General features: G+C 56.2%; 18 protein-coding genes. 11 read left to right on the top strand and 7 right to left on the bottom strand.

What is annotated here, in order from left to right; all coding sequences use genetic code 11:
* Positions 1 to 42 precede the first annotated feature (42 nt).
* Entirely contained in the window at positions 43 to 2,811 is a 2,769-nt protein-coding gene (locus ACXAF0_RS07280) for an ATP-dependent DNA helicase (protein WP_475345223.1), read from the top strand.
* On the opposite strand, the gene ACXAF0_RS07275 is transcribed toward ACXAF0_RS07280, so the two are convergent.
* The 4 genes from ACXAF0_RS07275 to ACXAF0_RS07260 all read right to left on the bottom strand — a co-directional run bounded on the left by ACXAF0_RS07275 (position 2,808) and on the right by ACXAF0_RS07260 (position 7,502).
* A complete protein-coding gene (locus ACXAF0_RS07275; RefSeq protein WP_475345222.1) occupies positions 2,808 to 4,037 on the bottom strand; it encodes a hypothetical protein in 1,230 nt (409 codons plus the stop codon). The two genes, ACXAF0_RS07280 and ACXAF0_RS07275, sit on opposite strands and share 4 nt — an antisense overlap.
* Positions 4,038 to 4,128: 91 nt before the next feature.
* Positions 4,129 to 6,057, bottom strand: coding sequence for a heavy metal translocating P-type ATPase (locus tag ACXAF0_RS07270; protein WP_475345221.1), 1,929 nt, complete (start codon positions 6,055 to 6,057; stop codon positions 4,129 to 4,131).
* 52 nt (positions 6,058 to 6,109) lie between these two features.
* Positions 6,110 to 6,922, bottom strand: coding sequence for a hypothetical protein (locus ACXAF0_RS07265; protein WP_475345220.1), 813 nt, complete (start codon positions 6,920 to 6,922; stop codon positions 6,110 to 6,112).
* 10 nt (positions 6,923 to 6,932) lie between these two features.
* On the bottom strand, positions 6,933 to 7,502 hold the full coding sequence (locus ACXAF0_RS07260) for an HdeD family acid-resistance protein (protein WP_475345219.1): 570 nt from the start codon (positions 7,500 to 7,502) through the stop codon (positions 6,933 to 6,935).
* A 240-nt stretch (positions 7,503 to 7,742) separates the two neighbouring features.
* Between ACXAF0_RS07260 and ACXAF0_RS07255 the strand changes: the two genes are divergently transcribed.
* Entirely contained in the window at positions 7,743 to 8,189 is a 447-nt protein-coding gene (locus ACXAF0_RS07255) for a DUF2946 family protein (protein ID WP_475345218.1), read from the top strand.
* A 210-nt stretch (positions 8,190 to 8,399) separates the two neighbouring features.
* Entirely contained in the window at positions 8,400 to 9,044 is a 645-nt protein-coding gene (locus ACXAF0_RS07250; RefSeq protein ID WP_475345217.1) for a Crp/Fnr family transcriptional regulator, read from the top strand.
* A gap of 97 nt (positions 9,045 to 9,141) precedes the next feature.
* Here ACXAF0_RS07250 and ACXAF0_RS07245 read toward each other — a convergent pair whose 3' ends face one another.
* On the bottom strand, positions 9,142 to 12,264 hold the full coding sequence (locus tag ACXAF0_RS07245; RefSeq protein ID WP_475345216.1) for a sensor domain-containing protein: 3,123 nt from the start codon (positions 12,262 to 12,264) through the stop codon (positions 9,142 to 9,144).
* A 377-nt stretch (positions 12,265 to 12,641) separates the two neighbouring features.
* On the opposite strand from ACXAF0_RS07245, the gene ACXAF0_RS07240 reads away from it, so the two are divergent.
* Positions 12,642 to 13,055, top strand: a complete 414-nt coding sequence (locus tag ACXAF0_RS07240) for a tellurite resistance TerB family protein (protein ID WP_475345215.1) — start codon at positions 12,642 to 12,644, stop codon at positions 13,053 to 13,055.
* Between the two features lie 270 nt (positions 13,056 to 13,325).
* Complete coding sequence (locus ACXAF0_RS07235) at positions 13,326 to 14,210, top strand: NAD(P)-dependent oxidoreductase (RefSeq protein WP_475345214.1); 885 nt, start codon at positions 13,326 to 13,328, stop codon at positions 14,208 to 14,210.
* 21 nt (positions 14,211 to 14,231) lie between these two features.
* Here ACXAF0_RS07235 and ACXAF0_RS07230 read toward each other — a convergent pair whose 3' ends face one another.
* Positions 14,232 to 14,768, bottom strand: coding sequence for a class I SAM-dependent methyltransferase (locus tag ACXAF0_RS07230; RefSeq protein ID WP_475345213.1), 537 nt, complete (start codon positions 14,766 to 14,768; stop codon positions 14,232 to 14,234).
* A gap of 128 nt (positions 14,769 to 14,896) precedes the next feature.
* On the opposite strand from ACXAF0_RS07230, the gene ACXAF0_RS07225 reads away from it, so the two are divergent.
* From ACXAF0_RS07225 to ACXAF0_RS07205, 5 genes are all read left to right on the top strand, one after another.
* Positions 14,897 to 15,115: a SlyX family protein gene (locus tag ACXAF0_RS07225; RefSeq protein WP_475345212.1), complete on the top strand. Its 219-nt coding sequence runs from the start codon at positions 14,897 to 14,899 to the stop codon at positions 15,113 to 15,115.
* Between the two features lie 67 nt (positions 15,116 to 15,182).
* Positions 15,183 to 16,346, top strand: coding sequence for a DUF3095 domain-containing protein (locus ACXAF0_RS07220; RefSeq protein ID WP_475345211.1), 1,164 nt, complete (start codon positions 15,183 to 15,185; stop codon positions 16,344 to 16,346).
* 199 nt (positions 16,347 to 16,545) lie between these two features.
* Positions 16,546 to 17,796, top strand: a complete 1,251-nt coding sequence (locus ACXAF0_RS07215; protein WP_475345210.1) for an MFS transporter — start codon at positions 16,546 to 16,548, stop codon at positions 17,794 to 17,796.
* Positions 17,797 to 17,898: 102 nt separating this feature from the next.
* On the top strand, positions 17,899 to 18,378 hold the full coding sequence (gene greB / locus ACXAF0_RS07210) for a transcription elongation factor GreB (RefSeq protein ID WP_475345209.1): 480 nt from the start codon (positions 17,899 to 17,901) through the stop codon (positions 18,376 to 18,378).
* Between the two features lie 103 nt (positions 18,379 to 18,481).
* Positions 18,482 to 19,105 carry a class I SAM-dependent DNA methyltransferase gene (locus ACXAF0_RS07205; RefSeq protein WP_475345208.1) on the top strand — a complete coding sequence of 208 codons (624 nt, stop codon included), beginning with the start codon at positions 18,482 to 18,484 and terminating at the stop codon, positions 19,103 to 19,105.
* Positions 19,106 to 19,113: 8 nt separating this feature from the next.
* Here ACXAF0_RS07205 and hrpB read toward each other — a convergent pair whose 3' ends face one another.
* Entirely contained in the window at positions 19,114 to 21,621 is a 2,508-nt protein-coding gene (hrpB, locus tag ACXAF0_RS07200) for an ATP-dependent helicase HrpB (RefSeq protein ID WP_475345207.1), read from the bottom strand.
* Positions 21,622 to 21,865: 244 nt separating this feature from the next.
* Here hrpB and ACXAF0_RS07195 point away from each other — a divergent pair, with 244 nt between their 5' ends.
* Positions 21,866 to 22,303, top strand: a complete 438-nt coding sequence (locus ACXAF0_RS07195) for a hypothetical protein (protein WP_475345206.1) — start codon at positions 21,866 to 21,868, stop codon at positions 22,301 to 22,303.
* Positions 22,304 to 22,305 lie beyond the last annotated feature (2 nt).

The raw sequence follows: 22,305 nt of genomic DNA, 5'->3' as shown, positions 1-22,305 counted from the left end.
CCCCGGTGGCGCCACTGTCGCTGTCTGCTTATAGTGCCCCAAATGTTCGATGATCGTTCCGAAGAGTCCCAACCGCGTTTCATGCCGCCCAACGCCCCTGTCATGGTCGTTGGATTGCGTCATGCCGTGTTTTTGTCGCCCGATGGCGAGATCGAGGAACTCCCGCACGGCGCTGCTGCCAAGCGCGCCCGATCATCACGCCCCATCCTGGTGCATACTCCGGCCTGTGCCCGGCGTCTGAAATCCGATCCGTTTCCGGCCCATGACCTGCTGGAACTGTTTGCCTTTGTCCGCCCGGCGCAATTTTGTGTGCCGACCCCGCGCGGCATCGCGCTTGCGACGGGTCAGAAGCCGGCAGATGACCTGATTGGTCAGGCAGAGGCATTGGCAGAAGCCATGAAGCGCCTTTTGCAGGAACTGGCCACACTTCATCGCAACAAACGCGGCCCGGCCCTGTCGATTGCGTGGCCGATGGCGCGCGGACATTGGCCGTGGGGTGTTTCGGTTCTGGCTGCCCTTGGGGCGGATGGCGATGGCCCGCATCGCTATGCGGTGTATGAAGGGCTCAAAGTCTGGAAAAAGCTTGGCGAATGGGCCGAACACGCCCCGCCACCGCCACCGGCCAACCATCCGGTTGATCCCAAGGATGCGCGCAAGCGCCTCAAAGAACTTCTCGGCGAAGGGGCGGAAGAACGCCCGCAACAGGCCGATTATGCGTCCTCGGTCTGTTCGGCCTTTGGCCCGCGCCTGCATGACGGTGCGCCCAATATCGTCCTGGCCGAGGCCGGAACGGGGACCGGCAAGACATTGGGCTATGTCGCCCCGGCTTCGCTTTGGGCGCAGAAGAATGACGGGGCAGTGTGGATTTCGACCTATACCCGCAACCTGCAACGCCAGATCGATCAGGAACTTGATCGCCTCTATGACGATCCCAAGGACAAGCGCCTGAAGGCCGTCGTGCGCAAGGGCCGGGAAAACTATTTCTGCCTGCTGAATTTCGAAGAAGCCCAGAGGCCGCTTGCCCAACAACCGCATCAGGCTACCCCGCTGGGCCTGATTGCGCGGTGGGCATCGCATACCCGCGATGGCGATATGGTTGGGGGCGATTTCCCCGCCTGGCTGACCGAATTGCTCGGCAACCGCTTTACCGGGGCGCTTGCCGATCAGCGCGGCGAATGCATCTATGCCGCCTGCCCGCATTATTCCAAATGCTTTGTCGAAAAGACGGTGCGCCGTGCGCGTTCGGCCGAGATCGTGGTCGCCAACCATGCGCTGGTCATGGTGCAGGCCGCCCTTGGCGGGCTTGATGATGCCTCCATGCCGACACGTTATGTGTTTGACGAGGGCCACCATCTTTTTGATGCCGCCGACAAGGCTTTTTCGTCGCACCTGACCGGGATGGAGGGGCAGGAACTCCGTCGTTGGTTGCTCGGTGCCGAGCAAAAAGGATCATCGCGTGCGCGCGGTCTCAAGCAACGGCTTGAAACGCTTATTCTGGATCGTGATGAACTGCGCGATGCGGTCAATGCGGTGATTGTCGCCGCCCAATGCCTGCCCGAACAGGGCTGGCTGTCGCGCATTCATGACGGCTCCCAACATGCCAAGGGCCCGGCGGAAACCTTCCTTGCCCATGTCCGTGCGCAGGTGATGGCGCGCTCAAGCGATGGCGACCGAGGATACTCGATCGAGACCGATTGCAAACCGGCGATCAATGAAGTGCTGGCCAGTGCCGCTGATCTGGACCGCGCGCTGGAGGCCATGGAAAAACCGGCCAAATCGCTGATCAAGATCATCGCCCATATGCTCGATGAAAAGGCCGACGAGCTTGATTCTGCCGAACGCCAGCGCCTTGATGCCGCCATTCGCTCGCTTGAGCGTCGGGCGATCATGCAGGTCGGCGCATGGCGGGAAATGCTGGCATCATTGGTTGAGGAAACACCCAAAACCTTTGTCGACTGGTTTGCGATTGAACGCCAGTTTGGCCGCGACTTCGATGTCGGCATGCATCGCCATTACCTTGACCCGACCATCCCGCTGACCACATCCCTTGCCCCCACCGCACATGGGATGGTGGTAACATCCGCCACCCTCCGCGATGGTACGGGGGACGAAGATTTCGACTGGGCCGTGGCAGAGGACCGCACGGGTGCTGCGCACATGCCGCTGCCCGCGATCCGGGCCGCGATGAAAAGCCCGTATAACTATGCCAAACAGACCCGCGTTTTCATCGTCAATGACCTTGGCCGCGACAACCCGGACCATGTTGCGGCGGCCTATCGCGAGCTGTTTCTGGCGTCCGGCGGTGGCGCGCTTGGCCTGTTTACCGCCATCACACGTCTGCGGGCGATTTACGAGCGCCTGACCGGCCCGATGGATGAGGCCGGCCTGCAGCTTCTCGCCCAGCATATCGATGGCATGGATGTCTCAACGCTCATCGACATTTTCCGGGTCGAACGCGATGCCTGTTTGCTCGGCACCGATGCGGTGCGTGACGGGGTGGATGTGCCAGGCGATAGCCTGCGTCTGATCGTCTTTGACCGCGTGCCCTGGCCCCGGCCCGATATCCTGCACCGCGCGCGCAAATCTGCCTTCCACGGCGCACGCTATGACGACATGCTCACAAGGCTACGCATGAAGCAGGCCTTTGGCCGCCTTGTCCGCCGCGCAGAAGATCGCGGCGTGTTTGTGTTGCTTGATAACCGCATGCCATCAAGGCTTCTGGGCGCCTTCCCCGAAGACGTCGAAGTCCAGCGTGTCGGGTTGCGCGAGGCAATTGAGCAGACGCGCCTGTTTCTTGCTCAACTTAGCTAAACTTTGCCTGAACTTTTGGAATTAAAGCGCGATACGGCCTCACCCAACTTGCCAGCCGCGTTAATTACGTCTTCGGGCACAGAGGCTGCAGCTTTGGTGTGTCGCCCAGAAATGGCCTTTGCGAGTTCAGGAACGTGTGAGAGTTTCTCAAGATCAAGGCTTTCTGCGAGCATGTGAGCAACCTCCATTTCGGAGAGCCTTCGCGCATGATAGATTTCTGCAGAGAAAGACCGCAAAAGCACAAACCCTATCGACACGACAATTGCTGTAATCAATGTTGTTCTAAAAGTAGCTACTGCGAACAGCGCTGATGAACTATTTAAACGACTTTCCAGTACTCGCCTTCGCTCGACAAACTCATTTCGAAGTTTAGTTATACTGGTTAAAGTGCCTTTAAACACACTAGATTGGCGTGCAATATATTTCTCCACCAAAACCAATAAATCAGAGTTTCGCATTTCAAACTGTTCTCGAATGCTAAATTCCATGTCCACTACAGATTTACGATCTAAAATGTCATTATTAACAATAAAGGATGCTAGTCGCTTTCCCCTAATTTCTTTGTATTTCTGAAAATCTTGAGGCGATAGAGAAATTGGAAATTCGGAGACCGAATCACATAAAAGATCATATTTTTGTTTATCTGCCTTTAACCCCAGATAAAGGAAGCTAATAGGGTCAAGAGAATTATTTATTTTCTCTTCCTCAGAGTTATCTACAGGATCAACCGAAAGGTTCGGGCTGCATACCTCAATAGACATTTTCGTTAACATTTTTGTAAACGGTAAACTCGTACCACCGTCGTGAGAAACAAGCCTAACATCTACAATATTCATTAAGCGGTAGGAGTCTCCTGGAAGTGATATTTCATTGACATCAGAATTATTCAAAATGAAATACAGCCAACCAAAAGCGCTCTCAAGTCTGCCACCATCGATAATAGTTAGGATTTCATTACTACGCTCCTCGAGTTTTTTTGAAACATCTTCAGCATGATAAAGAATTCGGTTGGCTTCAATTATTTGCCGGTTCAACTTAGCGACTGCCTCGAGACTACTTTTTACCTTTTCATCATCCTCAATCGGCGACGCATTTACGAGCTCATGGAGAGGACTCAATCTTGACACCAAGACTGAAACGCCGGCAACCCAAGCCAAAAGAGACAACGCAACAATCACTAGCCGCCAAAGAGAAGTCGACCTAATGCGCTTAAACTCAACCGTCATCGCGCCTCCTGCAACCAAACCAAGACCAACCTAGGGTTGAATAATAACGTTTTCTTGAAGTGAAGTACATCCAATATTTGGCATGAACTAGCTAGCTTTCATCAAGCTGATTAACACTCATGTCCGCACCAATATCATGCTGAAGTGCCAACCTCAGCGCATTGAGAATCGCAATCACATCAATGCCCTCCTGCAAAAGCGCGCCTGCGACCGGCGTGATATAGCCTGCGGCGGCAAAACCCATAGCAAGTATGGACAGCACCATGCCGCCAATCACACTTTGCAGAAGGATACGTCGCATCGCCATGCTGATATGCAGCAGCTCATCCACCGTCACCAAGGATGCCTCCGGGATCACCACACCGGCAGCATCCGCGGTCACCGCACTTTCCTTGCCAAAGGCGATACCAACCGTGGCAACGGCCAGTGCCGGGGCATCATTGATGCCATCCCCCATGAAAAGGGTTGGGGCCTTGGCGGTTTCGGCCCGCACGATTGCGACTTTCTGTTCCGGGCTTTGCGATGCCAGACTTTCGGAAATGCCGAGCAATTCGGAAAGGTAGCTGACCTCGCTTTCGCGGTCGCCCGAGAGCAACATCACCTTGTTGAAATGATGGATTTCGCCGAGATGTCCGACGAAGCTTTCGCCTTCGGCGCGCGGGGTATCGCGAAAGCGGAAGGTCGCACCATATTTGCCATCTACCAGCACAACGCATTCAAGCCCGGCTGCGGTTTCGGGCAAAAGCCGTGCGATCTCGGGATCGGATTTCATCAGCTTGTTGCGATGGGTAACAGCCACTTCATGACCATCGGCCTGCCCGCTTAGCCCCTGCCCCGGCTTTTCCGAGGCATGATTGACCTCATCAAGCGGCAGTTTTTTCGCGCGTGCGGCTGCCAACACCGCCGAGGCCAGCGGATGCTTGGAATAGCGCTCCAAGCTGGCCGCCAGCCGCAAGACAAGATCACCACTAAAATCCGGTCCGGGCAGAACATCGACCAGTTCCGGACGGCCATAGGTGAGCGTCCCGGTCTTATCGAAAATCGCCGTCTGACAGGTCGGCAAACGTTCCAGCACGGTCGGATCGCGCACAACAATGCCACGTCGCGCGGCAATGGAAATCGCACTCATCACCGTGATCGGAATGGCAATCAGAAGCGGACAGGGTGTTGCCACCACCAGCACAGCGAGAAAGCGTGATGAATCGCCGCTGAGATAGCCCACCAATATCGCAAACAATAGGGCCGCCGGAGCGAACCACGCCCCGATCTGATCGCCAAGACGGCGGATGCGCGGGCGTTTTTGTTCGGCCTCGGCCATGACATCCATGATCTGGGCATAGCGGGAATCGCGTGCGCGTTTTTCCGCGCGAATGATCAGCACCGCCTCGCCATTGATCGCCCCCGACAGCACATTCGTGCCCGGTGCCTTGGCGACCACATAGGGCTCCCCTGTCAGGTAGCTTTCATCCATGCTGCCATGACCGTCAACGACCGTGCCATCGACCGGGGCGGTTTCATGGGGAAAGACGGCAATCAGATCGCCAATTTCGACTTCATCAAGGGCGATGTCGGTTACTTCGCCATCCGCCGATTTGCGATGCGCGACACTGGGCATGCGGCTGGCCAGGGCATTGAGCGCCGAGGACGCCTTGCGCATGGCAAAGCTTTCCAAAACCTGCCCACCCGTCAGCATCAGAATGATCAGGCTGGCAGCCAGATATTCCGCCAACACCACACCGGTAACAAACGAAATGGCGGCGAGAAAATCCGCCCCCATTTCCCGACGCAGAAGCTTGATTGCAAGCTGCCCAAGAATGGGCAGCCCCCCGAACACAAACAGGATGAAAAGCGGCAGGTCGGCGGTCCGCTGGCCCAAAAGCATCTCTGGCCCGGCAAACATCAGAACGAAATGGGCCGCCATGGCCAGCAGGGTGATAATCAGAATGGAACGGTTAAGGGCCGGGGACGACAGGGCATCGTCTGCCAGAGCAAGTAAACCTCCAGATGCCTCTCTTCCCATTTTTGAGCCCCAAGTTTAGCCAACAGCTATTTTTTTCAGTTAACACGGGCATTCACTGCTTTGGAAGCCGCTCCAAGTTGGCAATTACCATATCAATCGTTGGACCGAACTCTGAGAAGCTCTCCACTAACGCTTTGTTGATGATATCACCACGGAAATTTCGCCCTTTGCTCCAATTTTCATCGCGCGAAATCGCGTTGACAGCAAATTCAATGCAACCATGCAATTGACCAAACCATTCAATCGCTCCGTCTAACCCACTTATCTGCGCAGGCTTTAGAGTCAGCTGCATCTTTTCTCGAACCCAGCTAAGTGCACCACGCGCTTCGGCTAGACACTTCTGCGCCTGCTCCAGGTCGGCGACCCTCACATCGTCTTTAAGCAGTTCGAGCTTCTCAAACTCAGCTTTAAACCGTTCTTTTTCAGCACGAGCTTCGACGCTGGTTGGGCCAAGAATGTTTTCATCTTCACTGGTTCCAGCAGCACGCAACCTAGCAACCTTAATTCGTGGCTCAAGGTTGGGCCTTACTGAAAACGTTATAGAAGCTTGCTCACCAAGTTCAAACAAGCCAACCTTGTTTTCATTAACTAAGGCGCGAGCTCTTCGAAGGTTCATCAGTGCATAGTCATAGCGTTCCGAAAACGGCCGCCAAGTTTCCTTCTTTTTTGCAGCTTCTTGCCAAACAAAATTTGCCCAAGCAGCGAAGAATGCACCCAGCACACCAATAAAAGCACCAACAACAGTCCACCAACCGTCACCTACAACGATGGGCAGCAGATAAGGTGCGCACAGTAGCCCCCCTATCACACCTAGCAACATTCCGAATAGAATCAGAAGTACCGTTTGCCAGCTCTCGTTACTCATCACCTATCTCTTAAGGGCGCGCGACCTTGCCCATCGCCATGGACACCATCAGGTAACTGAACCCCGATGATAGCAGGTTGATGCCAAGCAACAAACCGATTGCCCATGTCGCCGAACTTGGCAATTCGGCGAAGATCAGAATACCGGCCAGAACCGAAATCCCGCCAGAAACCACCATCCATTTCCAGCCGGGAAACTGTTTAAGCCAAAGTGCCATCATGGTTTCAAAAAGCCCATGCAGGACAAAGGCAATCGCCAACAGAACGGTCAGCGTCACAATGCCGCCAGTCGGCATGAAGGCAAGCCAGCCGCCAATCAGCGCAAAGACAGCCCCCTGAATGACATCAAGACTGCGGCGTGTGGGCGTATCGGCATTCCAGGCGCCATAAAAATGGCCAAGCGCCCCGATCAGAAACAGCCAGCCAATCACGGTCTTGAACGCAATCGTTGTCACAAAGGGAAAGGCCACCGCCAAAATGCCGAGTATCAGCATCACCACACCGACCGTGCGCAACCGTTTGCGCCCCTTTTCCAAAAGGCCACGCATTTCCGGCGTTCCGTCATTTACGATCAAGGTCATGGTAAGGTGCTCCTGACTTCTGTGGGGCGCCACAATATCAATTTGAAATTACAGCGAAGTATAGACCCAACGCTTTGAGAATAGAACAAGTTCCCCAAATGGCCTCTGCACAGGCGCCCCACAGGTTTTCTGCAACGATTATAAAAAAATGGTGATAACTGGTTCACTATCGCAGGCTTTGACAGGGCGCTTTCAAGGGTTTATTCCAATTCACAAGCTTTCCAATCGGGATGGAAACACGTGTATTTCACGCCGTTAAACTGCCTGGCTGCCAGACGCACGCTGTCACTTTGTGTGGCGTGGTTGTTGCTGGTCAACGCGCTGTTTTTCGGCTTCATGCATGCGCCTGTCGCCCTTGAAGCAGTGCCGACGGCCGACGCGCAAGTTTCCCAGACCTATGTCCCGCTGATTATCTGTACCGCAAATGGCATCAAAACCATTTCGGTGCCAGCCGACCTTGCCGAAGATCGCACCGCCAATCCGCACAGCTCGGATGCCTTTGACGGTTTCCAGTGTGCGAGTTGCGGTCTTGGCAACCATGCGGCCGGCATGCCGGTCGAACCGGAATTGCCACTGGTTCATCGCGTGCGGCTATCGAACAAGGTCACAGCCCTTCATATCACTGCACGTCTGCATGACTTCTGCCCGATTGCAGCGTCACCACGTGCCCCGCCCGTTGCCATCTGATCGGGTTTTGATCGCGGCCCTTCGCAGATCATTACGGGCTTGATGGCCCTTTAACGCCACAACTGTATCTGCAGACGGCGGCATTCCCCCGATCTGAAACCTTTTTCCCGCCGAAAACCGGCATATTCCGGGTATTCCCCGGTTCACAGACTGGTGTCGATACGCGACGGCTTTGCCGCGTATCCGTAAATTTGCCAATGGGAGATCCCCATGAACAAAGACGACGCCTTGCACCTCTTGGAAAAACTTGCCGAACCCTGCGTTTTGACATTGCCATCAGATGCCAGCATCGGCCACCACGCCGAGGACCACACATATGTTTACATTGTGCAATCCGGGCTGGCTTTACGCTGCAAATACACCGAACAGGGCGAAAGACAGGTCTGTCGTGTTTATCGCCCGGGTGATGCGATCGGCCTTGAAATGCTGGCCGTGACCGACCCGACGCTGGTGATTGAAACCATCGCGCCTTCGGTCATCAAGCGCATCCCGATCCAGCGGGTCCGCCTTGCCCAGCAAAACGATGCCCGCGCGCAAGCCGCGGTGATGTCGCTTCTGGCAAGCGAGGTCATGGATGGTCAGCAGCTCAAGATCAGTTTTGGTACCGGCTCGGCGATGCGGCGGATTTGCCGGTTCCTGTTGTGGTCGGCCCATAACGATCTGGTGTCACTGCCCAACCGCGAAAAGCTTGGCAATATCGTGGCCACAACGACCGAAACGGCCAGTCGCATGATCGCCAACCTCAAGCGTGAAGGCGCGATTGAACGCAATCCGCGCATGCCATCAACCATGCGTATTGACCGCAACAAACTGTGCAAGGTCGCAGGCGACCCGCAGCAGCAATCCGCGGCCTGAAAACCGCAAACCCCATGAAACGACAAAACGCACCGGGCAATGTTCCGGTGCGTTTTTTGTTGGGCCGCGTTTCCCGCCGGATCAGATCAGCTCGGGCTCACGGCTGGGCGACGGGAAAACGGGCCGGTGAGCTCAGATTGGCTTTCAACAGGTTTTCCATATCCGTCGCGCTGATCGGTTGACTGAAATAGAAGCCCTGGACCTCGTCCACCCCTTCGGATGCGATATGTTCAAGCTGGGTTTCGGTTTCGATGCCTTCGACATTGACCGCCATGCCAAATGAACGCGCCAGGAACACCACCGCCCGCACGATGGCGGCATTGCCATCGGAACTGTCGATATCAATGATAAATGATCGGTCGATCTTGATCTTGTCGACCGGGAAACGTTTGAGATAGGCGAGCGATGAATAGCCCGTACCAAAATCATCAATCGCAATCCGGATGCCCTGATTCCGCAGGATGCCCAGCGTGATGGCCGCTTCACGCGGATTATCCATCACCGCACCCTCGGTAACTTCGAACTGCAGCTGATGGGGATCAAGCTCGGTCCGCGACAGGGTTTCGCCGACACTTTCAATCAGGTCCTCATGACGGGCAAGTTCAAGCGGCGACAGATTGACCGAAATGGTCAGCGCGCCGTAACCGGCATCGCGCCATGCCTTGGTCTGTTCGCAGGCACGGTTTAAAACCCATTTGCCGATATCGGCAATGATGCCCATGCGTTCGGCCACCGGTATGAAATCAACCGGGCTGACCTGCCCGCGCGACGGATTGAACCAGCGCACCAGGGCTTCCATGCCGATGATGCGATGCCCGCCAATATCAATGATCGGCTGATAGAACAGCTCCAGCTCATCATTTTCAATCGCATGGCTGAGGTCGCGTTCCATCGCCTTGCGTTCCTGGACCTCGACCTGCAGCTTCGGTTCAAAAAAGTGATAGCGATTGCGTCCCTCGGCCTTCGAGCAATAAAGCGCTAGGTCGGCATTGCGCAGCAGATCCTTTTCATCGCGACCATCCTGCGGATACATGCAAATACCCACAGACGTCGATGCCTGGACTTCATTGCCATCAAGCATGAAACGTTCTGATACGCGTTCGATCAATCGCTGGGCAACAAAGGTCACTTCCTCGATCGAGCCCGGCTCATGGATCAGAACGGCGAATTCATCCCCGCCCAGACGTGCGACCACATCCTCGTTGCGCAGACAGACGCGCATGCGTTCACCCACACCCTGTAAGAGTAGGTCGCCAATCGGATGCCCGAGCGTGTCATTGATGTCCTTGAAGTTATCAAGATCAAACATCATCAAAACGAAATGGCAGCGTTCGCGCTTGCTGCGTTCAACCGCTGCCGCAAGCCGTTCCTGGAACAGGGTTCGGTTGGGAAGCCCCGTCAGCCCGTCATGATGGGCCAGGAACTGAATGCGGGCTTCGCTACGTTTGCGGTCGGTAATGTCTGTGATCGATCCCTCGATCAGGGACGGGCGTCCCTGATCATCGCGGATCAGGCGGGCATTTTCCTCAACCCAGATGATCTTGCCATCGACACGGCGCATTTCGGTTTCAAACCCGTGCACCGAACCATCACGCAACAGCCGCCCAGTAATGCGATACCGGCTGACCGGGTTCAGATAATGCAAGGTCGCATCCTGTTCCTGCGCAAACAGGTCATCAACCGCGTCATATCCAAGGATCGAGACATAAGCCGGGTTGGCCGACAGCATCGGGCCCAGTGGCAGGCTCTGATAAAGTCCCTCGGCCGAGTTTTCGAAAATACCGCGGAATTTTTCTTCGGCATGGCGCAGCGCGCGTTCGACCGACAGCTTTTCGGTCACGTCCTGACCGATACAGATCACACCGGCAACATCGCCATCCTCGCCGAAATGCGCGCGCGCATTCCATTGCAACAGGCGCACTTCCCCGTCGCGGCGCTTGAACGAAAACACCTCGTCCTTGATGATTTCACCAGACAGCAGGCGACGCACTGCCATGCGCACCCGTGCACGGTCATCCTCGACCAGAAGAAAATCAAAGAAGTTCTGCCCGGCTGCTTCCATCCAGGAATAGCCAAACGTCCATTCGCATTCGCGGTTATATTCAAGAATGCGTCCCTCGGCATCGAGGAACATGATCACGCTGCCAGCCGTTTGCACCAGCGCACGATAGCGTTCCTGACGGCGGCGCAGGTCATACTCGGCCTGGCGGTTCTTGGTGATGTCGGTGATGGTGACGCTGTAGCCCAGCAATCCACCGCCCTCGCCCCGGATTTCGGTGGCATTGACCCGCCCCCAAAGCTGACTGCCATCGGCCCGGCGCATCTCGATATCGCGCGCATGCACGCCCTTGCCCGATGCAAGATCACGCCTGAGCTGAACGCGATCACTGTCATTGGCATAAAACGTTTCGGGATGGCGGAAATAGGCCTGGGTCAGTTCGCGCACGGAATCGTAATTGAACAACGATGCCGTTTCTGCGTTCACACTGGTGATATTGCCGTCGGAACTCAGCTCGATAATACCATGAACGGCATGTTCAAGGGCGCGGCGATAGCTTTCCTCGCGCGTGCGTTCTTGGCCGAACAACACCAGACAACCAGCGATATCAAGCGAGATAAACTGCCACTGGAAGAAGCGCTGCCCGTAATGCACGGTACGGGTATGGTCGGTATCAAATTGCGGGCCATTTTCACTGACCAGTGCGCGCTGATCACTGGGATGGGCCAGATCAAGGGGCGATGAAAGCCCCATTTCAATGGTAAGCTGCTCGGCCGCACAGTTGGCCGCGCGCAGTTGGCCATTCGGCTCCACCAGCAACACCGGTTGCGGCGATATCAGCGACCCGATCCCCGAAGAAACATTCGCCGGAACGGCTGAGAAACGGATATAGGACCGATGACCGATCTTCAGTTTCCAGCCAAACATGACCTGCGGCTTGTCTTGATAGCCGCAAGCAACATGCTGATAGCCGCCATTTTCCGCAAAATATTGGGTGAGTTCTGTGATTGGTTCGGCAAGCGGACCTGCCTGATCAAGCGCAATCCATTCTTCAGCCGGGATTTCACCATTGCACGCATCGCGTAAGGCCGCATTTACCAGTAAACGCCCTTCGTCTGGATCATACGCTCCAGACGGCAAACACAGGTGGCTTATCAACGCCGTCAACGTACCGACGGAATTGATTGCGTTGATGTCTCCCATAGCGGCTTTATTCGTCATGTTTGTTGTCGCTGCGCGACCATAACTGCTACCCCATGCAGTGCAAAGCCAAATTTTCCCTGACCAGAGCCAATAACCCCAATCATTTCGCTTGTATTCTTATCGCGGCTTCATTTTTGTTCTGACGATCGCGCACCCCGCGTTTTTCGCGGTTTATATACCCCGCACGACCGATGACAACAGAATGCCAACGATTTCACTACGTATTCCTTAAAATCGCCATGAAAACCCTGAAATTTCATCGCTTAACTGTTGCCCATGAATGGTTATCAGCATACCATCCTCTTGCTCGGTGGTTTTCACACTGCCCGGACAAGATCGTCAAATGTCTGGATAAACAGCGTTCAGGGAACCATTCTCGATAAGGAGTAACCAACGTGATTTCGCATCAGGACGCCTTGATCTACACAATGGTTATGGTATCGGCCGCTGATAACGATATTACCGACGCCGAACTTTCCGCAATGGGCCGCCGGGTCCGTTATCTCCCGATTTTTGCCGGATTTGACAATGATGGCGTGACCAGCGTTGCCCGCGATTGTGCAAAGCTGCTTGGCGAAGAAGATGGCATGGACCGCGCGCTGGATCTGATCCGCGATGCCCTGCCGCGCAAATTGCGTGAAACCGCCTATGTTTTTGCCTGTGAAATTGTCCTTTCCGACAGCGAAATCAGTCAGGAAGAACTCCGCATTCTCGAATTGCTGCGCCACCGGCTTGATCTTGACCGGCTGGTTGGATCAGCGATCGAACGCGCCATGGCGGCACGCTATGTCCGGCCCGGGGATTTCTGATTTTTGGATATGACGGGGCGCCTTGATTGCGGCACCTGTTTGACGATACGGACTTTACTCAGCATTCCGACAGTTGTTCGGCCTGTTTAATCGAAATTGTGGAACCCAAAGCGCATGGTGGGCGTTACGCCCTGAAATCGCTGCTTTCAGGACCTTCACAATGTGATATGGCCTAGCCACGAAATTTTGCCGGTTGCGCACAATCCTGTGCGGGCCGGTTTTGCGTCGCCGACCAAGATTTTGATACCGCCAAACAAAGGGACTGCTGTCATGACCGCTCTTTCCGGGGAAAATATTGCCTTTATCGGACTTGGTTTGATGGGGCGTCCGATGGCGCTTAATCTTGAAAAGGCCGGTGCGGTTCTGACCGTCAACACCCGCAATCCCGAAACGCTCAATGCTTTTGAAGACCTTGGCATCGCCACCGCCGGCACCCCGGCCGACGCCGCGGCCGAGGCCGATATCGTCATCATCTGTGTCGCCAATACTGTCGCCCTTGAAAACGTGCTTCTGGGCGAAGACGGCATCATTGATGGCATGGAAGAAGGCACGATTGTGATTGACATGGGCACCACCTCGGTCGAGGCGACCCGTCGTTTTGCCGATGCGGTTGATGAGGCGGGCGGCACATGGATTGACGCCCCGGTTTCCGGCGGCACGCACGGAGCAGAAACCGGCACCCTGTCGATCATGGTCGGGGCGAATCAGGAAGACTTTGAGCGTGTTCACCGCATCTTTGATGTGCTGGGGGCACGCGTCACCCATGTTGGCGATGTCAGTTCGGGTCAGATTGCCAAGGCCGCTAATCAGATGATTGTCGGCATCACCATCGGCGCGGTTGCCGAAGCTTTCTCCATGGCTGATGAAGCCAATGTTGATCTTGAAAAGCTGCGTTCGGCGCTCACGGGTGGTTTTGCCGATTCCGCCATCTTGCAAAAGCACGGCGAACGCATGATCGACCGCAATTTCGTCCCGGGCGGCAAGGTCGTGACCCAGCGCAAGGACCTGTTCCAGGCGCTTGAATTTTCCGAAAGCGAGCTTGGTGTCGAACTTCCGATCACCCGCCTTGCGATGGAGCTTTATGACGAACTGATCGAAATGGGAGATGGCAATCTTGATCACTCCGCCCTTATTAAGGTCTATGAAGAAGACTGATTGCCTTTGATTAGTCGCTGATCAACCGGGCTTGTGACTGCCGATCCGATACATATACAGGCGGTCGGGCCCAGTTTTCATCGGCACCTCGCCAAAGGCCTGCCAGCCCGGAATGGCAAAGGCGCGTGAAATCACGATACCGCCATTTGCCATCCGCTCGGCCAGGACATCGCCAACATCACTCATCACCCGCGGATCCAGGAAACAGACCACGACATCGCCAGGATCACGATACAGGGTGCGAAAGTCCGCCCGGATGAAATCCAGATTGGGTTTGGCCGCCAGAACGCTGCGCATGCGGCTGATGGCATAGGGGATCGGGGACAGCTCAATACCGGTAACTTTGACATCCGGCCTTGCACGCGCAATCGCCAGCGCAAGATCGCCCCACCCCGACCCGAAATCCGTGACCACTTTGGTGTCGCTCGGGATATAGGCGATGATTTCGTCCGCCGCATTGGCTGACGAGGGCATCGGCACCGCACGCAGATGGACTGCGTAAATCGCAATCAACGCTAGAATAATTCCGACAAGGGCCAGTACGGATAAATCAGTCATCAGCCATCCAGATATGTTAGGGTCACACCGCATTAACATGACCACCGGGCAGTCGTGCCACAGGCTTGCATATACCGCAAGTCACGCTACAAGCACCCAACCGAATTCACTTGCAGAAGATCGAAGTCATGAGCCACGAAGAAATCGACAACCGCGTTACCGAGCTTGAAACACAGCTTGCCCATATGGAAACCATCGTCAGCGACCTGTCTGACATGGTCAAATCCCAGTGGGATCGCATTGATGTGCTTGAACGTCAGAACAAATTAATGACGTCTGATATTAAACGCATGATCGATTTCCTGCGTACAGCACCGGAAGACGACGCACCGCCGCCGCATTATTGATGGCGCAAATGATGGCGCACCGGGTCTGTCGTTTTCCGCCGCCATTCCGCGCAATTGCGAGACCGATGTGACCAACTTTTATCTCGACATTCCCACCTTTGACGATTTCGGCAACGTCCTTGACGGCAGCGTCTATCATGGCCTGCCCGATGATTGGTGGGTGGGCACGTCTGATGTCATCGGATCGACCAAGGCGGTTGAGGCCGGCCGCTACAAGGACGTCAATATGGTCGGGGCGTCGGTGATTTGTGCAGTCAGCAATGTGCTTGGCCATTCAGATTATCCGTTTCTGTTTGGCGGCGACGGGGCAAGCTTTGCCTGCGCACCAGACCGGATTGATGCCGTGCGCGATGCCATGGCCGCCACAGCCACATGGGCCCGTGAAACACTGGATCTTGAATTGCGGGTTGGGCTGGTTCGGATTGGCGATATCCGTGCCACCGGTCGCAATGTGCGCGTTGCCCGCTATGCGGTTTCCAAGCCGGTTTCCTATGCCATGTTCAACGGACGAGGCCTTCAATGGGCCGAAGACCAGATGAAACAGGGCCATAATCTGATTACACCGGCACCACCGGGCACCCGCCCCGATTTAACCGGATTGTCTTGCCGCTGGTCCCCGATCCGTGCCGAGGACTCCGATGTTATATTGTCACTCATTGTCGCCCCGCGCGATAACCAAGACCGGTTTGATGAAACGGTGCGTACCCTGTTTGTCATTCTTGATGACAGCCCGCGCAAAAGCAGCCCGATCCCGGCAAGCGGACCCGGTGTCGCCTTCCCGCCACCCGGTCTGCATCTTGAGGCCGAGGCGACCAAACATAACGAAGGCGGCTATATCAAGGCCTGGCTCAAGGCGCTTTATATCGCGCTGATTGCGGCCATCCTGATGAAAACCGGCTGGAAACTGAGGGCGTTTGATCCAAGGCGCTACCGCGATTACACCGGCTATAACACCGACTTTCGCAAATTCGGCGACGGCTTATGGATGACGGTGAATTGCAGCAAGGCACGCGCCGAAGAAGTCGAAGCCCATCTGCACGCAGCAGAACTGGACGGTGCGGTTCATTTCGGCACCCATCGCCAGCGCAGTGCCATCATGACCTGTATCGTGCCCTCCATCACAAGCGATGCCCATTTCCATTTTCTCGATGGCGGTGAAGGGGGCTATACGGCGGCGGCAACGGCGTTCAAGGCAAAACGAAAAAGCGCACAAGCCACCGTCAATGCATAGAATGCATCCATTGTCGAAAGACCGATGATCAGGATTGCCTCATGGCAACCGCGCGTTTGTCATTGCGGCGGGTAAAATTTCCACCATCGATCATGCAGAAATGCTATTAGCATCTTAAAGCGAATGAATTGGACGCATGCCGCCAACGCGTTCAATATCGCCAGTAATAAAACAAATACCCTGCCGGAGAAACGTCATCATGAGCCCCACTCAAAGCCCTGCCCGCATGGCACTGTTACGCGCCACCAAATGGTTCCCGTGGCTGGTCCTGCTTTCAGGTTGCCTTGTCCTGTCACTCAATCTTGGGGTGCGACAGTCGCTTGGTCTGTTTATCCCCGATATGCTCAATGATACCGGCTGGAACGCGGCCACCTTTGGTCTGGCCTTTGCCATTCAGAACCTGATGTGGGGCATTTCCGCGCCGATTGCCGGCGCGCTTGCCGACCGTTTTGGCACCACCCGCACCCTGATTGGTGGCGCGGTTCTGTATGGGCTTGGCCTTTATATGATGGGCACGTCGCAATCGCCCGGCGAATTACATTTCACCGCGGGCTTCCTGATCGGCACCGGGGTCGGCGCAACAAGCTTTCCTATTGTTCTGGCCGCCATCAGCCGGGTATTCAGCGCGGAGAAACGAAGCTTTGCACTGGGTCTTGCATCTGCCGGGGGATCGGTTGGGCAGTTGGTCATGGCACCAACCACACAGGCGCTCAACAGTTCGCTTGGCTATGTCGCGGCACTGGTGATCCTTGCGGGTATTTCGATGCTGATCGTCCCAGCCGCCTTTGCCATGACCGGCAAGGCCGAAGGCCACAGCCCGACCGCCACCCCGGACCTTGGTCCGCAAGGCCTGATGGCAGCCTTTCACGAGGCCCGAAAACATCGCGGCTTTGTGTTGCTCAATGCCGGGTTCTTTGTCTGCGGTTTCCATATTGCGGTGATTGCCACCCACTTGCCGACCTTTACCGAGCTTTGCGGCCTGCCGCGTTCGGTTGCCGCCGAAGGTCTGGCCTTGATCGGCCTGTTTAACATCATCGGCACCCTTACGTCGGGTTGGGCCGGCGGCAAATGGCGCAAGAAATACGGCCTGTCGTTTATTTACGGCATGCGTGCGCTGGTCATCGTGATCTTTATATTTGCACCCAAAACATCTGAAACCATCTTGCTGTTTTCGGCATCAATGGGGGCATTATGGCTGTCGACCGTGCCGCTGACCAGTGGCCTGATTGCGCAGGTCTTCGGGCCGCGTTACATGGCCACCCTGTTTGGCATTGTGATGCTGTCCCATCAGATCGGGGCCTTCTGTGGCGCCTGGATGGGCGGGATTGTTTATGACATGACCGGTAATTTCGATGCTGTCTGGTGGGTCTCGGTCGCGCTTGGCATCTTTGCCGCCCTTGTTCATATGCCCATTGATGACAAGGAACTGCGCACGACAGCCAAGGCATAGCACACACCTACCTTACCATCATAAAGCAGCGTCCGTTACCAAGCGGGCGCTGCTTTTTTTGACCTCTTTTCCAACCATCGGCTTTGCGTTAAAACGCAAGCCATGGACAGACCGATTTACATCACCCCCGAAGGGCTCAGCGCCCTTAAATCCGAACTCGACCACCTTTGGAAAAAGGAACGGCCCGAAGTCGTGGCTGTTGTCCATTGGGCGGCCGGCAATGGCGACCGGTCGGAAAACGGGGATTACATCTATGGCAAAAAGCGCCTGCGCGAAATTGATCGCCGCGTGCGCTATCTGCGCAAGCGGATCGAAGATGCCCATGTTGTCCGCGCCGAAGAACAACCCGATCATACCCATGTCTTCTTTGGCGCCCAGGTCACCTATGTCAATGCGCGTGACGAGGAAAAAACCATCCGCATTGTCGGCGAGGACGAGGCAGACAGCCTCAATGGCAAGATCAGCTGGATTTCGCCTGTGGCCCGCGCCCTGATGAAATCGGGTGTCGGCGATGTCGTGAACGTCCGCACCCCGGCCGGCGAGGATGAGCTCGAAATCCTTGAGATCAGCTACCCCGGCTGATTGCTCTGATCGACATGCAAAACGGCCAAATCCGGGGCCAATTTGAATAACATGTTGATATCATGTACGCTTGGCGCCTTCAGGACACATGGAGAGCAAGCATATGGGGACCGAAAATCCACTTTTGACACGCGCCTATGCCCTGGCTGGCGACCGCGATGACATTCGCGCTGTATATGCCGATTGGGCCGAAAGCTATGACGATGACACACTGGTTGGCATGGGCTATGTGGCCCCGGCGATTGCCGCCGAAACCCTAGCATCGGAAATAAGCGGATCAGATCGGGTTCTTGATGCCGGATGTGGCACCGGACTGGTTGGCAAGGAATTGCACGAACAGTGTGAACCAACCATTGATGGCGTGGATCTGAGCGACGACATGCTCAAACAGGCACGCCAGAAGGGCGTTTATGATGCGCTTGAAACCGCTGATCTGACCAAGAAACTCGATGTCGAAGATGATGCCTATGACGGCGTCATCAGTGTTGGCGTGTTTACATCCGGCCATGTCGGCCCGAGTGCGATGAATGAACTGGTTCGGGTGATCAAGCCGGGCGCCCCGGCGGTGATTACCGTGCATGAAAAGGTCTGGGACAAGGACGGCTATGCCGATCATCTTGAACAGATGGAAGAAGACGGCATTGCCAAAATTCGCGAAATCCGCGAGGCGCCGTATCACCAAAAAGAAGGCTATACCTGCAAGCTCTGCATCCTTGAGGCGGCCTGAGCCGCACCCTACATCCGGCTTTTGACCCGACGCGTTGGCTCGGCGATCAGGGGATTGTCGGGCCAATAATGCTTGGGGTAGCGCCCCTTCATCTCGGCCTTAACCTGGGCATAGGATCCGTTCCAGAACCCGATCAGATCACTGGTGACCTGAATGGGCCGTTGCGCCGGGCTTAGTAGATGCAGCGTCACCGCAACCTTACCATTCGCGACCTTTGGGGTTTCGGTGGCACCAAACATTTCCTGCATACGCACCGGCAAAGCGGGTGTTTCACCGCTATAATTAATGCGGATGTTTGACCCGGTAGGCACTTGCCAATGGGTCGGGGCCAGGCGATCCATTTCCTGTCGCTGGTTCCAGTCGAGCCCGGCAAGCAATGCCTCGGACAGGTTGATTTGTTTAAGCTGGCCGCGTTTGCTGATGCCTGTCAGATAGGGTGCCAACCAGTCTTCAAGCGATCCCAGCAAGCCGTCATCGGAAACATCCGGCCAAGTATTGCCATCCACCCGATGAAGAAACGCCAGCCTTTCGCGCAAGCCTTCTGATGCCTTGTCCCATGGCAGGCAATGCAGGCCGAGCTTGCAGATGCCCTCGATCATGGCCGCAACAATCGCCTCGGAATCGGCTTCGTCGTGGGTGGCTTTTTCTTCCAAGACCAGCGCACCAATCCGGCGTTGCCAGCGGGCCGCCACCGCATCGCTTTGCGCGTCCCAGAAGACCTCGGTGCCATCGGTAATCTGGTCGGCAAAATGCGTTTCAAGGGTGGCGCGTGCCACGGGTGCTGCAAGGTAAATCTTGGCTTCCCGCACCTGCCCATCCAGTTCGGCAACGGCGATATAGGGCTCAGTCGCGAGGCTGTCTTCATTGGGCAAAACACCGCCGCGCCCGCCGGATAATCGATAACGCGCATTCGCCCCCTTGCGCCGTTCGCCGATCCGGTCGGGATAGGCAAAGGCCAGCAGCAAGCCGACTTCATCAGCGTGATCAACCTTTGCACCAACCGCTTTATCAAGCCCGGCCTTCTTGGCGGCATCGCGTAACCGGCGCGCAAGTTGTTTAGCAGCCTCGGTGATCATTTTCGGTGCACGGCCCCTTTGGATGGCCTCCACCCGGATGCGCAAATCCGCGCCGCGCCCACGCATGAAATCGCGATCAGACAGCAACGCCACCAATGCACAAGCCACCTCATCAAGGCCAAGCTGCGCACCACGCAACATCATATGCGCCAATCTGGGATGGACCGGCAACCCGGCCATGGCAGTGCCCATCAGCGTAATGCGATGCTCGCCATCAAGCGCTTCAAGGCCGCGCAGCACATCACGCGCCTGATCGATCTTGGCAGCGTCCGGCACATCAAGCCACGGCAGGGTTTTGGGGTCCGTAACACCCCAGCGCACCAGCTCAAGCGTCAGGGGGGCCAGATCGGCCGCCGCGATTTCCGGCGCAGTAAACGGTGCCCGGGCCCGCTGTTCATTTTCCGGCCACAGGCGATAACACACACCGGGTTCCATTCGCCCGGCACGGCCACGGCGTTGCTCGGCACTGGCTTGCGATGACTTGACCGTCACCAGCCGCGTCATGCCCGATGCCGGATCAAAGCGCGGCAAGCGTTGCAGGCCGCTATCAACCACCACCCGGATACCATCAATGGTCAGCGACGTTTCGGCAATGGCGGTGGCCAGCACCACCTTGCGCTTGCCCTCGGGGGCGGGCTGGATCGCGATATCCTGCGCCTTGGCATCCATCGCGCCATAAAGCGGGGCGATGATGACGTCACCGCCCACCGCATCCTTAAGCGCACTTTCCACCCGGGTGATTTCGCCCTGCCCCGGCAGGAAGGCCAGGATCGATCCGCTTTCCTCGCGAAGCGCGGTTTTGATCGCGGATGTCATTTCCGCGTCAATGCGGGTATTGCCCGATTTATCGAGCTTTGTCGGGATATATTTCGTTTCAACCGGATAGGCCCGCCCCTCGGATGTGATGACCGGACAATCACCCATCAAATCGGCAATCGGCCCGGCATCAAGGGTTGCGGACATCACCACAATCCGCAGATCGTCGCGAAGCGCCCCTTGTGTTTCGAACGCCAGCGCTAGGCCCAGATCGGCATCCAATGATCGTTCGTGAAATTCATCAAACAGGATGGCGGCAACCCCAGAAAGCTCCGGGTCATCCTGAATCATGCGGACCAGAATCCCCTCGGTCACGACCTCGATCTTCGTATCCTTTGAAACCTTGCTGTCAAACCGCACGCGATAGCCCACACGCGCCCCAACCGCCTCGCCCAGCAACTGCGCCATCCTGCGCGCACTGGCGCGTGCGGCCAGACGCCGGGGTTCGAGCATGATGATCTTCTGATCGCCGCGCCATGCACACTCAAGCAACGCCAACGGCACCTTGGTCGTCTTGCCCGCCCCCGGTGGGGCCTGCAGCACGGCGTTGGTGCCGTTTTCCAGCGCGGAAACCAGCTCCGGCAGAACGGCATCAATGGGCAGGGCAGCAAATCGGGAAGTCATATGTTCTTTCAATGCTCAGTTTGGCACGGCAAACCGTTTCGGGATCCGGACATTGCCAAGCAATATCCCTGCGCGCTTGTCCGGGGCAATGAAAATTGCATCTGATTGATGGGCCTCAATGCGCGAAACAGCGATGATGATAGACTGATTGCATTGTTTTGGGCAGGTTCCCGCCGTCTTTTGACAACACATGGCGAGCGATCTGCGCGCAGCAGCCTTATCCCTCTGGCATGGGAGACTTACCATGAAAAGATTTCTCGCACTCACCGCAATCGGCCTGATGCTTGCTGGCGCAGCTGGCATCGCCCAGGCCCAACAGGGCCCGCAAATGATGAACCAGACCGGCCAAGGCATGATGCAGGGCCAGGGTCCGGGGCAAGGTCAGGGCATGATGTGGGGCCAGGGCCAAGGTCAGGGATGCCCGGGTCAGGGCATGGGCTATGGCGCAGGCAACATGATGCGCTTTCACAATGGCACCATGTGCCCCGGCGCGATGGGGGGCATGACCGGCGGCATGATGGGCCGCATGCATGGCCCGGACATGATGGTCGTGATGATGGACACCAACGGTGACGGCCAACTGAGCCTTGAAGAGTTTCAGGCCGTACACACCCGGATGTTCAACTATCTTGATCAGAATGGTGATGGTCAGCTCACCGCAGACGAGCTGCGCCAACGCTAGGG

Source organism: Thalassospira sp. ABD4_177, from assembly GCF_056160125.1.
Note: the sequence above shows the minus strand (reverse complement) of the source record. Positions and strands in the feature narration are given on the sequence as shown.